Origin of the sequence: Campylobacter concisus (genome assembly GCF_002913765.1) — a bacterium.
GTDB lineage: Bacteria > Campylobacterota > Campylobacteria > Campylobacterales > Campylobacteraceae > Campylobacter_A > Campylobacter_A concisus_BB.
On record NZ_PPCH01000025.1, the window covers coordinates 270987 to 285333 of the forward strand.

Here is a 14347-nt window from a genome sequence, read left to right on the forward strand (position 1 = left end):
CTCCCGTCACAAAAATTTAAATCGCCTCGCCTAATTTTGCGAAATAATTGTGCGAATTTTGTATTTAAAATTTCGCAGGCTTCCAGGCTAAATTTGTGAAATTTGGCATGGTTTTTATATCTAAAATTTGGCGTATTCGTGGATGAAATTTCGCCTTATCGTTTTATTTAAATTTGATCTATCTAAATTCTAAAAAGGGGTAAAAATGGGCTTTTTTGAAAAAATTCTTGGTAAGCAAATAGACCTTGGCGAGCAGATGCCGATCTATTTTGTAAGTAGCGACGAAGACTACATGCAGCACGCATTTGAGCAAGCCAGAGAGAGCTTTAAGTATTTTTGGCGTGAGCTTTACTGGGAGCGCCGCAGGATCGTGCCTATGCTTGATTATGCAATGGTAAAAATTTGCTTTTTAGACGTCATAAATGGCGAAGAGGTGGGCGAGCACATGTGGGTAAATGACGTTGAATTTGACGGAGAGACGATATATGGCACGCTCGTAAATGAGCCTGATAGCGTGCAAAACGTCAAAGTTGGCGATCAAATAAGCGCAAAATTTACCGATATGAGCGACTGGCTTTTTGCCATTGGCGGACGTGCTTATGGTGGCTTTAGCGTGCAGGCGATGCGCTCACGCATGCAAAAAGATGAGCTAGCTGAGCATGACGCGGCTTGGGGGCTTGATTTTGGCGATTTTAAAGACATTTTGGTAGTTTTTGAGCAAAAAGAGCATCCAGAAAATTTGATAGAGCATCCGATGAGCAAAAATATGCGTGGCCAGGTGGAGCAGTATATAAAAGCGCATCCAAGTATGGTCGCAGACACCGACGAGCTTGGTTTTACGCAGCTTCACCACGAGGCACTTGCTGGTAATTTAACGATCGTAAATCTCTTGCTAGAAAATGGCGCTAGCAAAAACGCCCGCACAAAAAGTGGCAAAACCGCAGCTGAACTTGCTAAGCAAATAGGCTGGAGCGAAATCGCAAAGGTGCTTAGCTAGTTAAATTTATAAATTTAAAGACGTTTTAAATAAAAAGGTTTAGGGTATGAAAAGCTTTGAGAGATTGGTTGAAGATAAAAATAGAGTTATTAAAGATTGCGACGATTTTATTAAAGAACTCAAAGATATTTCTTTGCAAACTAGCAGCATTTCAGCTTTAATTGAGTTACTTTTGAAGAAGAAAGAGAAATATTTAGAATTAAAGTATGATAATTACAAAGAATTAGCGCTATCCGTAGAGAATCTTGATGAAAAAATTTATAGGCAAATTGTTATATTAGAAAAACAAGGTATTTTTGAATCTGGTGATTCAAGAAAAAAATCAAACAAATTGCTAAAGCTAAAAAATATTTTAAAGGAACTAGAAACTGCAGATATTAAAAAATATGATAATTATTTAAATAATCTTAAGCACATTTGCGATGATATATTGGGTAATAATGTTTTGACATTAATTGAACTGCTCAAAATTGACATAAAAAACTACAAAAAAGGAATACTTCAAAACCATAAAGTAGAAATTTCTGAACAATTAATTCTAATAAAGCAAAAATATGTAAATAATTTTAATGAAAGTAGTATGTATGTTGCAGAGGATAAAAAGTTAAAAATTACATTAGACAAATTCTGTATAGAATATAAGGAGCAAGAAAAAATTAGATTTTTTATAGAAAAAGCAAACTTTATAAAAAATCATTATAAGAGCTTAGTAGCCTTACTTGGCTTAACGCCATTTATAATATATTTTGTGTTTAATAAAAATATAGGTTACATTCCAATGCCTGAAAGTGGCGATATTTTCTCACTTTTGGTTTCACTAGCTTTAGCAGGCCTTAGTCTGCTGTTTATATTGTATCTTATGCCAATATTGCAACTAACTACAGCGTTTTATATACGAGATATAAAAGATATTTTTGTAGTTTTTATTTCATCAGTATTTTTATCAGGACTATTAATTATACTAATTTTAAAAAATTGTAGTTTTATTTCTGAAAAATCAGAATTATTTTTTTTTATTTTTTATTTTATTGATACTATTTTTATATTCTTATATTTGTGCTTCTTTTTAAAAATTCCATTTTTAGAAGTATTTAAAAATGAACGAACCTGGTTGATGGCTTTCCATGGACTTATTTCTATGTTTAGTCCATTTGTAATTTTTTTATTAATTTATAGTCAAATCAATCAGAGATCACTTTTTGATATTTTATACTTATTGATATTTATTATATTTATAGCACTACCTATTTTGTATGCCTTAGTGAAAACAAAGGATATATATTTTTTTAAATATTTATTTTATATTTTTATTATCGTTAGTCTTGTATTACTTGTTACTTTAAGCGATAAGATTGTTCAAATTTCTGATCTTGGAAATATTAAATACAAATATTTAAGTATTGAAAAAAGCATAAAGGAGACTTTACCGGTAGAAATTTGCAACAAAGATTGCAATGTCAGCAAGACATATTATAATGAAAAAGAAGCAGATAATATCATAAAAATTTATAATATTAAAGCACTTTCAACCCTTGGAAAATTTTATTATTTGGAAGCAGATAGTAACACAACAGATAAAAAAATAAAATTCAAACTTGATGCTGGTAAAATTACACCAGGTCCTATAATAGAAAGGTAAATTTGAGTTATCAAGACATTTTAGATGAAAAAGATGAGAGCGTAAAAAACGCTAGGAAATTTGTAAATTTCTTAAAGGTAAATTTTTCAAACTGTGAGATAAGAAGCAGCAAACAAGCGCGTTTGATCACTCTTTTAAACGAAGAAAACGACCTTTTTGACAGGCTAAATAGGACAAATTTTGCTGAAGTTTCAAAAAGGCTCGGCGAGATAAAAGAGCAGATCACTCTTGTCATTTTAGATATCAAAGATGAGATCATAAAAGACTTTGGCGAGCAAAACTATGAAATTTATAAAGGCGCAGCAAATAGCGATGAGGAGGGCCTTGAAAAGATAAAAAATGAGCTGCTTTTTAATTCGTATTTTGAGAGCCGTCTTGGCGAGCACTCGGCAAATTTAAAGGCAAATTTCATAAAAGAGTGCGCTACAAATTTCTTCAAGCACTCAAATTTCATCGTCCCAGTTGTCAGCATGCTTTGCTACTTTTTATATTTTGGCTTTGAGATCGGTTACTTTCCGAGCTTAGATAGCTCAGAGATGATATTTACAGGCATCTTGCTATTTTGTGCGACAGCGATCGTAACGGCTTTTGAGATCGCTATCTTGGTCTTTGTCTCCTATCTTTACCAAAATGACGATAAAAAATATAAATTTAAAAAGCCAAAATTTCTATTTTTTTATAGCTCAAATTTCATCTATTTTTTAACGCTCATCTCATTTGCCATTTTAGCCTTTGCAGCATTCAAGCTAAACTACGGCTGGGGCGCTATTTCATCGCTACTTTTGCTCTCTTACGCTGGGGTAAATTTGGCAGTTTTCTTTAAAGATAGATCAAATTTCATCATCTATCTTTTATCGCTTATCATGCTTTTGCTCTTTATCATTTCGGTTGTCGTCTTAAAAGATGGCGGATTTTTGGCACTTTGGATACTCTTTTGCTCGTTTATGCTCTCTTTTATGCTGGGCGTTGCAAGCATCAAAGAGACAAAGGACTTTTCATTTGTTTTTTACGCTGCGCTTTCGCTTATGATCGTTTCAAACTCACTTTTGTTTATCAAATACACAGCAAAAACCTTTAACATAGGCGATGTGGATTATAAATTTTTGCTTGTAGATAAAAGTGCGTTAAAGGCGCTACCTAGCTCACTTTGCGAGGCAAAAGGCAAAGAGCAAACACCTTGCGAGATAGATGAAAAGGCGGTTAAAATTTATGATGTGAAGTCACTTTGCAATATCGGTAAATTTTACTACTTGCAGACAAAAGACGGAGTGAAATTTGAGCTTGACTCAAGCAAGGTCATCTCAAGAGTAAAAGAGTAAGTAGGCTAAGCTTAAATTTATAGAGCAAAAACGAGCTAGATATGTAAAAATCACAGGTTTGTAAAAATAGAAAATTTAAAAAATGATTGCATTTTTTTACTCAAAATTTACGTTAATGCAAGGCTAAATTTATTAAAATTTGGCTATCCTAATGGATTAAATTAAAACTAACTTATTTAAGGCGATTAATTATGATTTTTAAAAATATCATTGAGAGTTTTGCTGTAAATTACGCTCATAATTCTATACAAAAATCGCTATATAACGAATTTAACATAGACATTTTAAACACGACTTACACCAAAACTCCAAAAAAAGACAAAAAATATATGCTCTACGCTCACGTGCCATTTTGTCACACATTTTGCCCGTATTGCTCGTTTCACAAGTACCACTACGAGCAGGAGCTTGCGAAAATTTACTTTGAAAATTTACGCGAGGAGATGAGGCAGATAAAAGAGGCTGGCTTTGACTTTACATCGCTTTATGTGGGCGGTGGCACGACGCTTATAAACGAGCCAGAGCTTGAAAAAACGCTAAAACTCGCAAAAGATCTCTTTAGCATAGAGGACATCTCGGCAGAGAGCGACCCAAACCACATCTCACCAGAGAGTTTAAGCCGTTTTGATGGGCTCATCAACCGCTTAAGCGTAGGCGTGCAAAGCTTTGATGATGAGACTTTAAAAAGAGTTGGCAGATACGAGAAATTTGGCTCAGCCAAAGAGACAAAAAGAAAGCTTGAGCAGGCTATCGGCAAGATACCAGTCATCAGCCTAGACCTCATCTTTAACCTGCCAAATCAAACAAAAGAGCAGCTAATAAACGACATAAATGTTGCAAAATCAATATCTCCGCAGCAAATCACCTTCTATCCGCTCATGAAATCAGAGCTAACAAGAGAGAACATCGCTCGCGCACTAGGCGTCTCAAACGTCGATAATGAGCGCGAATTTTACGAGATCATCGTGAGCGAATTTGCTAAAGGCGGCTACAGGCAAAGCAACGCCTGGGCGTTTTCAAATGAAAAAAGCGCAGACCTTCGCGACGAATATGTGGGCTCAAATTTAGAGTACGTGGGCGTTGGTAGTGGCGCGTTTAGCTTCTTAAACGGCGAGCTTGTGATAAATGCCTTTAACCTACTTGACTACGGCAGAAAGGTTAAAGAAAGACAAAGCCCAGTCATCGCAAAATGCGCATTTAGCAAAAAAGAGAGGCTAAAATATACATTTTTAACAAGGCTTTTTGACGGTGCTGTGGATATCAAAGCCTACAACGAGCAAAACGGGGCAAACATCAACAAAGACCTATTTATCGAGCTTAGCTTGCTAAAACTTGTAAATGCGATCTACGAAGAAAATGGCGTTATCAAGCCAACATTTTTTGGCAAATACATCTGCGTCGTGCTTATGCGCGACTTCTACGCTGGCATGGACAAGGTGCGCGCGATATTTAAGGATGACGCGAAGATCAAACGCAGCAAAGTGCTTCACATCATGAGTGAAAATACCGAGCAAAAATTTGATCAAAACATCATCCAGCCACGTGCTGCCATGTAATGCTTGCGAATTTAATAAAAAGCAATCTTTTTTCAATAATCAAAATAGTGATCCTGACGCTTGCCTTTAGCGGGCTTGGCGTCTGGACGCTCTCTTTTATAAACAATGAACTTGTAAATTTAAAAGAATTTAGCGCTCCTTTGGCAGTTAAATTTATAGTTGTTTTGCTCCTCTTTTTTCTAAGCGCCATCGCTGCAAACATCTCACTTACAAATTTTGGACACAAATTTATCTATGAGCTTAGATATCAAAGCGTAAAGCAAATTTTAGACACGCCAAATAGCGTGATAAACGAGATCGGCAAGGCAAAGATCATAGCAAGTCTAAACAACGACATAAAAACGATCACATTTGCCTTTATGAGCGCTACTGGCTTTATACAAAGCCTAGTTTTCATCATCTGCGCGAGCATCTATCTTTGCGTGATCGCGCCAAAAGTTTTTATATTTCTAGCCGTTTGGATCGGTGCGACCCTTTTTATAAACACGCTTTTTATGAAGAAAATTCACTTCTATTTTAAAGACTCAAGGACGCAAGACGACGCGCTGCAAAGACACTACGACGACATCGTTGAGGGGCACAGAGAGCTTAGTCTAAACAGAGCAAGAGCGCAAATTTGCTTTGATGAGCTAAATTTGACAGGCGATAAGAAGCGCCAAAGCATGGTAAAGGCTGATGTATTTCACGCACTAAGTGATAATTTCACAAACGTGATGCTGCTTGGCTCAGTCGGACTTTGCGTATTTTTGTGCGTGGCATTTGGCTGGGCGAGCCTGCAAACAGCACTTAGCATAAGCCTTACGATACTATTTTTAAGAGGCTCATTTATGAGTATGGTGGGCTCCATACCAGCCGCACTTAGCGCAAAGGTGAGCTTGGAAAAGATCATGAGTTTAAATTTAAATGAATTTAAAGAAGGCTTTAAATTTGACGATAGCTTAAGCGATGAGTGGCAAAGCATCAGGCTAAAGGATCTGAATTTCAACTACGACCACGGCAAATTTAGCCTAAAAAACGTAAATTTAGAAATCAAACGCGGCGAGATAACATTTATCATCGGTAAAAATGGCAGTGGCAAAAGCACGCTTATAAACATTCTTTGCGGACTTATCCGTCCAAGTAGCGGTGAAATTTACCTTGATAGCACAAAGATAGATGATGTAAATTTACAAAGCTACCAAGCAAAGATAAGCGCTATTTTTGCTGATTTTTATCTATTTTCACAAACGCTCTCGCGTGATGGCTTTGCCAGCCAAAGCGATATAGAGGGGCTCTTGGCGCTGCTTGAGATAGATAAAAAGGTAAGTGTGGTGGATAATAAACTTAGCACCACGCAGCTCTCAACCGGCCAAAGAAAGCGCCTAAGCCTGCTAATAGCCATTTTAGAGTGCCGTTCTATCCTTATCCTTGATGAGTGGGCGGCCGATCAAGACCCATTATTTAAGCGTAAATTTTACAAAGAAATTTTGCCGTTTTTGCAAAGCAAAGGTATCAGCGTCATCGCCGTGAGCCACGATGATAGCTACTTTGACGTGGCAACTAGGATCATTTTAGTTAAAGATGGCTTTGTGCGCGAGCTTGATGAGGCAGAGCGCATAAGTGCTGCAAAAGACGCCGTTGAGAAGATAAAATAAGAGTATTTTTTACACAAAAAGAGATTTGAGTGCGCTACTCTTGAGCTATTTCAAGATCAAATAAATTTAAATTTAGTAGAATTTTGAAAAATTAAAAAAGGCGAAGTATGTCACACTCAGAGCTTGACAGCACCTATCTTGGCGCTTTTATCATACTTTTGTTAGCTACTTGTTCGTTTAGTTTGATAACATTTTTATCCTCAAAGATAAGCAAAAAGCTAGCCAATCGCAACACCGAGCGCCTAAAAGTAGGCTTTTACGAGTGCGGACCGACAACTGTAAAACAACCAAATAAGATAAATATCCACTACTTTTTTTATGGAATTTTATTTATTTTATTTGACGTTGAGGTCATCTTTATGTATCCGTGGGCGGTGGATTTTAGGCTGCTTGGGCTATTTGGGCTCATTGAGATGCTACTTTTTGTGGCGATCTTGCTTATCGGCTTTGCTTACGCATGGCAAAAAGGGGTCTTTAAATGGCAAAGCATCAGATAAACTACGCTGCAAATGGCGGTCTGCCAGTGGTTTTGACAACCGTTGATAAGCTCGTGCAGTGGGGCAGGAGCAACTCGCTTTGGGCACTTAGCTATGGGCTTGCATGCTGTGCGATCGAGATGATGGCAAGTGGTGCTAGCAGATATGACTTTGATAGATTTGGCACCATTTTTAGGGCTAGTCCAAGGCACTCTGAGGTGATGATCATAGCTGGCACGCTAACTAAAAAGCACGCTGAATTTACAAGGCGCCTTTACGACCAGATGCCTGAGCCAAAGTGGGTCATCTCGATGGGTAGCTGTGCAAACACTGGCGGCATGTTTAATACCTACTCGACCGTTCAAGGCGTAGACCGCATAATACCTGTTGATATCTACATCCCAGGCTGTGCCCCGCGCCCAGAGACGCTTCAGTACGCACTTATGATGCTTCAAAAAAAGATAAGAAAACAAAGTGCATTTAGGGCGCAAAAGCCAAGAAAGCTAGATATATGAGAGAGTATAAGCCAAAAAATGACTTGCAAAAAAAGCAGTATTACAGCGAGAAATTTTATATAGCTAAGCAGACGCCAAAAGAAGCAGCAAGTGGCTCTAAATTTGACGAAGAGCTGGCTGTTTTAGAGCAAAGCGGAGTGCAAATTTTATCTAGCTACGTGGAGTTTGATCAGCTCGTAATTTATGTAAATTCTAGTGAAAATTTTAAAGCACTTGAAGTGTTAAAGGGCTTTGGCTACGAGCAGCTTTGCGAGCTTGCGGCGGTTGATTATATAGCTAAAAGGGGTGGATATGAGGTCTTTTATCAGCTTCTTAGCATCACTAAAAATAGGCGCACACGCGTAAAGTGCTTTGTTAAAAAGGACGAAATGCTAAAAAGCGTTTGCGAGCTTTATAAAAGCGCAAACTGGGCGGAGCGCGAGATGTATGATCTAAGTGGTGTTCTCATCAAAGATCATCCAAATTTAAAGCGCCTAATAATGCCTGATGACTGGCACTCGCATCCACTTTTAAAGAGCTATCCGCTAGTTGGCGACGAGGCTGCTAAATGGTATGAGGTGGATAAAATTTTTGGACGTGAGTTTAGAGAGCAGATCGGCGAAGAGAACCGCGATCCAGCCTTTGTGGATGAGAAAGATACCTTTGGATTTTCACGTGTGTTTGATGAAAATGAAGACTACGAGTATCAAGAAGAAGGCGGCGTGAGATTTGTCAAAAAGGCTAAATTTAACCAAAGCCAGATAGTAAAGGAACGACCTTGAGCCAAGCACCAAGCCGCTTAAAACCATTTTTTGAAAATTTAGAATTTGAGCAAAATGACGGCAAGATGATACTAAATTTTGGACCACAGCACCCAAGCGCTCACGGACAGCTAAAACTCGTGCTTGAGCTTGACGGAGAAAAGGTCGTGCGTGCGATGCCAGAGGTTGGCTTTATGCACCGAGGCGTTGAAAAGATGGCTGAAAATATGACCTATCAGGAATTTATCCCAGTGACTGACAGGGTCGATTACATCGCCTCAAGCGCCAATAACTACGCATTTTGCGCGGCTGTGGAGAAGCTTTGCGCCATAGAAGTGCCTCGCCGTGCGCAGATCATTAGAGTGATGCTTTTAGAGCTAAACCGCATCAGCTCGCACCTTTTATTTTTAGCCACGCACGCCCTTGACGTGGGGGCAATGAGCGTCTTTTTATACGCATTTAGGGAGCGCGAATACGTCCTTGATCTCATAGAAAAATACTGCGGCGCAAGGCTAACACATAGCTCCATAAGGATCGGTGGCGTGCCGCTTGATCTGCCTGATGGCTGGTGCGAGGAGCTGCTTAAATTTTGCGAGAAATTTCCAAGCGACATCACGCTTTACGAAGATCTGCTAAGTGAAAATAGAATTTGGCAAGCAAGGCTAATAGATGTGGGCGTAGTTAGCAAAGAGCTAGCCCTTAGTAGCGGTTGCTCTGGCGTCATGCTAAGAGCAAGTGGCATCGCGCGCGACATCAGAAAAGAAGAGCCATATCTCATCTACGACGAGCTAGAATTTGACGTGCCTTACGCCACCAAGGGCGACTGCTACGCGAGATATCTGCTTTATATGAAAGAGATGCGTGAGTGCGTGAAAATTTTAAAGCAGTGCGTTAGCAAGTATCAGACAAGTAGCCCCGCTATCATCGCCGACGCGCCAGAGTATGTGAGCGCCTCAAAAGAGCAGATAATGAGCCAAAACTACTCATTAATGCAGCATTTTGTGCTGATAACTCAGGGGCTAAAGCCACCAAAGGGTGAAATTTACTTTGCTAGTGAGTCGCCAAAGGGCGAGCTTGGAATTTATATAAACTCAGATGGCAGCGCAAGCCCGTACCGCCTAAAAATTCGCACACCAAGCTTTTGGCACTGCGCAATTTACGAAGATATGCTAGTTGGGCAGTATGTGGCAGATGTGGCCGCAATAATTGGCAGCACAAATATCATCTTAGGCGAGGTTGATAGATGAGAAGGGTCGATCTTAGGCATCTAAAGGGCGAGTTTTTGAGCGCTCTTGGACAGCAGATAAAGGCGAGCGAGCCAGACGAAGTGGTGATATTTTTGTTTGAGATAGGAGATTACAGCGGTGTAACAAAGGCCGTAAATTTGGCTTATAACCTAAACTGCGAGGTGATGAACTCGCTTAAATTTAACCAAGTTGATTGGGCATTAACGATAAAAAAGGGCAAGATATGAAATTTAATGATCTAGTAGCAGGCAAGAGCCTAAGTATCGCAAATTTACTAAGTTTGAGCGACAAAAATTTAGCAAAAAAGATAAAAGAGCACGAGTTTAAATACATCTCATGCTTCGAGGATAACGAGCTTGGCAGTAAAAATTTGATCCGCTGCGAGATAGGATCGATAAGCTACGTCTTAGCGCTTCTTTGCAAGTATGCAAATTTGGTGCAAAATGAGTTTTTTGATGAACTTGATGATGGACTGATAAGCGGCGAGTGCAATGTGGGCGAGGAGGAATTTGAGGAGCTTGGCGAGTGGATAAAGGACGTTAAAAACGTGATCATAGATGACTCCTTTTTTACTCATCCAGACAAAGATGCGATCTTTTGGCTACTTGAAATTTTAGGCAAAAATGTCGTCTTAGCAGGCAGCGAAGTGAGAGAATTTGCAGCAGGTGGCGAAGTTGGCGAGCTAAGAGAGCTTGATAATTTTGACGGAGCGGTCGTTTATCTAAACAAAAACGCAAGCGACGAGATCGTAGGCGGTGTGCAGTTTGGCATCGTGGCAAAGGCAAAGGATGGCGAAATTTTAAATTTAAAGGCAAAAGACTTTAACGTAAGGGCTAAATTTAGGCTTGATCCAACGCTAAAAGGCACGGTTGCCCTGATTGGCGCAAAAAATTTTGATGGATATGCATTTAAACAAGTAGTAGTTAGCAAATGAAAATCACCATAAACGATCAAATTTTAGAGGCAAACGAGGGCGAGAGCATCCTAAACATCGCAAGGGCAAATGGCATTTACATCCCTGCGCTTTGCTACCTTAGCGGCTGTTCGCCAACGCTTGCTTGCAGGCTTTGCATGGTCGAGGCAAACGGCAAAGTGGTCTATAGCTGCAACGCCAAAGCCAAAGAGGATATGCAAATTTACACAAATACGCCAGAGATCGCTGCTGAGCGAAATGCGATCATGCAGACCTACTGCGTCAATCACCCCCTTCAGTGCGGTGTTTGCGATAAAAGTGGCGAGTGTGAATTGCAAAATTTAACGGCGCATCTACGCGTAAATGAGCAAAAATTTGCCATAGAGGACACTCATAAACCGCACAAAAAATGGGGGCTAATAAACTACGACCCAGCCCTTTGCGTGGTCTGCGAGAGGTGCGTGACGGTTTGCAAAGATAAGATAGGCGAGAGCGCGCTAAAAACGGTGCCAAGGGGTGTTGAAGTGCCAAAAGAGCTAAAAGAGAGCATGCCAAAAGATGCCTACGCCGTCTTTAGCAAGATGCAAAAGAGCCTAATTGGCCCAAGTGTTGGCGAAAATTTGGACTGCTCGTTTTGTGGCGAGTGCATCAGCGTCTGCCCTGTTGGCGCGCTTGTTAGCTCAAATTTTCAGTATAGCTCAAACATCTGGGAGCTAAGCCGTGTCCCAGCGGCAAATCCGCACCAAAGCGACTGCGAGCTCATTTTTTATGACGTAAAAGAGAAAAGCACTAGCGATAGAAGCAAGCAAATTTATCGTGTCAGCAACGACTTTCACTTTGGCGAGATAAGCGGTGCGGCAAGGTTTGGCTACGACTTTCACAACGAAAATGCCCGTAAAAATGAGGCGAAATTTAATGAGCTCATCTCAAATTTAAAAAACGGCAACATAAAAAATATAAAATTTAATAGCTTCATAACAAACGAAGAGGCGCTTATTTTGGAGCGCTTGAGAGAGAAATTTGATCTAAATTTATTAAACGATGAGGCTTTTAAATTTCAAAACTTCTTAAATATTTTTAGCGAATTTAGCGGTATTAGCTCATATAACGCAGACTATGATAGCCTAAAAAATAGCGACTTTGTGATCACGGCTGGCAGCTTCTTGCGCCATGAGAGCCCAGTAACAAGCTATAAGCTAAATAACGCCCTTAAGATGAATAAAGCGGCTGGAATTTACTTTCATCACATCGCTGATGAGGTGGCGAAGAAATTTTCAAAGAATTTTGCCTGTGTGAGCTATGAGGCTGGGGATTTGGAGCAAATTTTACTCTTTGTGCTTAAAAACTGGGGTGAGAATTTACCAGTAGCACTTCAGGCAAGAGTTGAAAAATTTGAAGAGAGCTTTGGCTTAGAAGTAGCAACTCTTAGCGAAGGCAAGGCTAAATTTACGCTCATTTTAGGTAGCGACTTTTACGCTCATGAAAATGCAAATTTACTTGCAGCCCTTGCTGGAGTGATCGCAAGAGCTACGCCGTTTCGTGTGATGCTCATACCACCTCGCACGAATTCGCTTGGCGTAGCAAAAATTTGCACGCTTTCACGCGAGAAAAAGCCTGGCAAGACGCTAGGATACAACGAAATGGGCGAGTTTAAATTTAGCATTTTTGAGGGCGATCTTGACGCTGGTGCGCTAAATCAGCAAGAGGGCACATTTACAAGCATAAATAACGAAGTAGTGCCAACAAATGCGGCTTTGGCTCATAATGGCTACTTCTTAAACGATATCGCAAATGCGCTTAACATAGCGGCTAAAAATACGATTGACTACACAGCGCAGCTACCAAAAGAGAAGGGCTATAGGGGCGTTAAATTTGATGATTTAGAAAATTTTTACGCAAATGACGGCACAAGCCACAGAGGCTACAAGCTTGAAATTTCAAATTTCACACCAAAAGATGATGTAGAGCCACTTTTTAAAGAGCAAAATGAGCTAAATTTAAAAGAGGACGAAGCGCTAATAAGCCTTGCAAATCCTATAAATCTGCCATCGTTTTTTGCAAACTATGCCAGCCAGACAGCTAAACGCGCGAAACTTTACGCAAGTGGCGAGTTTATGGCTAAATTTGAAATTTCACAAAATGAAGCGGTCATTTTAGAAAAAAATGGGCAAAAGCTTGCCATTTGCGTGGAGCTTGATAGCGAGCTAGGAGGCGTGGCAGCCTATCTTGGCGACTACGATGATAAGCTTGATGTAAGCGCCATTTTTGAGGGCAAGAGTTACGCAAGCGTAAAAATAATAAAGGCAGAGAATGAGTGAAATGCTATTTTTTGTGATAACAACTATTGTTAAAGCAGTCGTCATCTTGGCCGTCATGGCTAGCCTTGCTGGGCTTGCGACCTACGCTGAGAGAAAGGTGTTAGCCTACATGCAGCGCCGCGTGGGGCCTGATATGGTGGGGCCTGCTGGCGTGCTTCAGATCGTGGCTGACATGATAAAGCTTTTTACAAAAGAGGATATCGTCCCAGCAAATGCAAATAAATTTATCTTTCTAATAGCCCCTCTAATCTCTGCTATCGCGGCATTTGCAGCGCTTGCGCCGGTGCCATTTTTGCCTGAGTTTGAGGTTTTTGGGCATACGATTAGACCGATACTTGCAGATATAAATGTGGGCGTTTTGTATATCGCTGGCGTGGCAGCAGTTTGCGTCTTTTCGCCACTTGCAGCAGGTCTTGCAAGCTACAATAAATTTGCACTAATCAGCGCTGCTCGCGCAGTCGTGGCACTTCTTAGCTTCGAAGTGGTCGCTGGCATGGCGCTTTTAAGCGTTGTCATGGTGACTAGCTCGCTCTCGCTAGTTGATATAAACAACTACCAAAAAGGCATCTTTAACTGGCTAATTTTCAAGCAGCCCCTTGCCTTCGTGCTTTTCGTGATGGCAAGCTTTGTGGAGTGCAACAGAACGCCATTTTGTCTAACAGAAAACGAGACCGAGATCGTAGCAGGCTACGGCACTGAGTATAGCGGCATGAGATGGGCGATGTTTTTTATCGGCGAATACACCAACATGATCGCAGCAAGCATCATCATCACGCTCCTATTTTTGGGCGGTTTTAATGAGTTTTTATTTATCCCAGGCGGGCTAATGATACTTTTAAAATCAAGCCTAGTCTTTTTCTTTTTTCTTTGGACGAGGGCGTCGTGGCCGCATTTAAGGGTCGATCAGCTTAGTATGCTTTGCTGGAAAATTTTGCTTCCGCTTGGCATCTTAAATGTCGTAATCACCGGCTTTGCACTACTTATCTAAGGCGT

The 14347-nt window shown here is 40.2% G+C and carries 13 protein-coding genes; all 13 read left to right on the plus strand.

Features of this window, described 5'->3' with window-relative positions; translation table 11 throughout:
* Positions 1-205 precede the first annotated feature (205 nt).
* The 13 genes from CYO89_RS08140 (at position 206) to nuoH (ending at position 14342) form a co-directional block, all read left to right on the plus strand.
* Positions 206-997: a DUF2314 domain-containing protein gene (locus tag CYO89_RS08140; RefSeq protein WP_103597909.1), complete on the plus strand. Its 792-nt coding sequence runs from the start codon at positions 206-208 to the stop codon at positions 995-997.
* Positions 998-1043: 46 nt separating this feature from the next.
* Entirely contained in the window at positions 1044-2636 is a 1593-nt protein-coding gene (locus CYO89_RS08145; protein ID WP_103597910.1) for a hypothetical protein, read from the plus strand.
* A 2-nt stretch (positions 2637-2638) separates the two neighbouring features.
* A complete protein-coding gene (locus CYO89_RS08150) occupies positions 2639-3955 on the plus strand; it encodes a hypothetical protein (protein WP_103597911.1) in 1317 nt (438 codons plus the stop codon).
* A gap of 191 nt (positions 3956-4146) precedes the next feature.
* On the plus strand, positions 4147-5511 hold the full coding sequence (locus CYO89_RS08155) for a coproporphyrinogen III oxidase family protein (RefSeq protein ID WP_103597912.1): 1365 nt from the start codon (positions 4147-4149) through the stop codon (positions 5509-5511).
* Positions 5511-7145 (plus strand): multidrug ABC transporter permease/ATP-binding protein, encoded by a 1635-nt coding sequence (locus tag CYO89_RS08160; protein ID WP_103597913.1) that lies wholly within the window; start codon positions 5511-5513, stop codon positions 7143-7145. The genes CYO89_RS08155 and CYO89_RS08160 overlap by 1 nt, the downstream gene beginning before the upstream one ends.
* A gap of 107 nt (positions 7146-7252) precedes the next feature.
* Positions 7253-7642 (plus strand): NAD(P)H-quinone oxidoreductase subunit 3, encoded by a 390-nt coding sequence (locus tag CYO89_RS08165; RefSeq protein ID WP_012001119.1) that lies wholly within the window; start codon positions 7253-7255, stop codon positions 7640-7642.
* Positions 7624-8136 carry a NuoB/complex I 20 kDa subunit family protein gene (locus CYO89_RS08170; RefSeq protein WP_021083979.1) on the plus strand — a complete coding sequence of 171 codons (513 nt, stop codon included), beginning with the start codon at positions 7624-7626 and terminating at the stop codon, positions 8134-8136. Before CYO89_RS08165 ends, CYO89_RS08170 begins: the two co-directional genes overlap by 19 nt.
* The gene (locus tag CYO89_RS08175; RefSeq protein ID WP_103597914.1) at positions 8133-8897 is read left to right on the plus strand and encodes an NADH-quinone oxidoreductase subunit C; all 765 of its coding nucleotides are present in this window, start codon (positions 8133-8135) and stop codon (positions 8895-8897) included. The genes CYO89_RS08170 and CYO89_RS08175 overlap by 4 nt, the downstream gene beginning before the upstream one ends.
* On the plus strand, positions 8894-10123 hold the full coding sequence (gene nuoD, locus CYO89_RS08180) for an NADH dehydrogenase (quinone) subunit D (RefSeq protein ID WP_103597915.1): 1230 nt from the start codon (positions 8894-8896) through the stop codon (positions 10121-10123). Before CYO89_RS08175 ends, nuoD begins: the two co-directional genes overlap by 4 nt.
* On the plus strand, positions 10120-10350 hold the full coding sequence (locus tag CYO89_RS08185; RefSeq protein ID WP_004317978.1) for an NADH-ubiquinone oxidoreductase subunit E family protein: 231 nt from the start codon (positions 10120-10122) through the stop codon (positions 10348-10350). Before nuoD ends, CYO89_RS08185 begins: the two co-directional genes overlap by 4 nt.
* The gene (locus CYO89_RS08190; protein ID WP_103597916.1) at positions 10347-11057 is read left to right on the plus strand and encodes a hypothetical protein; all 711 of its coding nucleotides are present in this window, start codon (positions 10347-10349) and stop codon (positions 11055-11057) included. The genes CYO89_RS08185 and CYO89_RS08190 overlap by 4 nt, the downstream gene beginning before the upstream one ends.
* Positions 11054-13354 carry an NADH-quinone oxidoreductase subunit G gene (locus CYO89_RS08195; protein WP_103597917.1) on the plus strand — a complete coding sequence of 767 codons (2301 nt, stop codon included), beginning with the start codon at positions 11054-11056 and terminating at the stop codon, positions 13352-13354. The genes CYO89_RS08190 and CYO89_RS08195 overlap by 4 nt, the downstream gene beginning before the upstream one ends.
* Positions 13347-14342 (plus strand): NADH-quinone oxidoreductase subunit NuoH, encoded by a 996-nt coding sequence (gene nuoH / locus CYO89_RS08200; protein ID WP_009294978.1) that lies wholly within the window; start codon positions 13347-13349, stop codon positions 14340-14342. The genes CYO89_RS08195 and nuoH overlap by 8 nt, the downstream gene beginning before the upstream one ends.
* Positions 14343-14347 lie beyond the last annotated feature (5 nt).

Excerpts from the sequence above, each read along its gene's own strand:
- nuoH (WP_009294978.1), top strand. The coding sequence starts at position 13,347 with ATGAGTGAAATGCTATTTTTTGTGATAACAACTATTGTTAAAGCAGTC.
- CYO89_RS08170 (WP_021083979.1), top strand. The coding sequence starts at position 7,624 with ATGGCAAAGCATCAGATAAACTACGCTGCAAATGGCGGTCTGCCAGTG.
- CYO89_RS08140 (WP_103597909.1), top strand. The coding sequence starts at position 206 with ATGGGCTTTTTTGAAAAAATTCTTGGTAAGCAAATAGACCTTGGCGAG.
- CYO89_RS08155 (WP_103597912.1), top strand. The coding sequence starts at position 4,147 with ATGATTTTTAAAAATATCATTGAGAGTTTTGCTGTAAATTACGCTCAT.
- CYO89_RS08185 (WP_004317978.1), top strand. The coding sequence starts at position 10,120 with ATGAGAAGGGTCGATCTTAGGCATCTAAAGGGCGAGTTTTTGAGCGCT.
- CYO89_RS08195 (WP_103597917.1), top strand. The coding sequence starts at position 11,054 with ATGAAAATCACCATAAACGATCAAATTTTAGAGGCAAACGAGGGCGAG.
- CYO89_RS08175 (WP_103597914.1), top strand. The coding sequence starts at position 8,133 with ATGAGAGAGTATAAGCCAAAAAATGACTTGCAAAAAAAGCAGTATTAC.
- CYO89_RS08190 (WP_103597916.1), top strand. The coding sequence starts at position 10,347 with ATGAAATTTAATGATCTAGTAGCAGGCAAGAGCCTAAGTATCGCAAAT.
- CYO89_RS08145 (WP_103597910.1), top strand. The coding sequence starts at position 1,044 with ATGAAAAGCTTTGAGAGATTGGTTGAAGATAAAAATAGAGTTATTAAA.
- CYO89_RS08160 (WP_103597913.1), top strand. The coding sequence starts at position 5,511 with ATGCTTGCGAATTTAATAAAAAGCAATCTTTTTTCAATAATCAAAATA.
- CYO89_RS08165 (WP_012001119.1), top strand. The coding sequence starts at position 7,253 with ATGTCACACTCAGAGCTTGACAGCACCTATCTTGGCGCTTTTATCATA.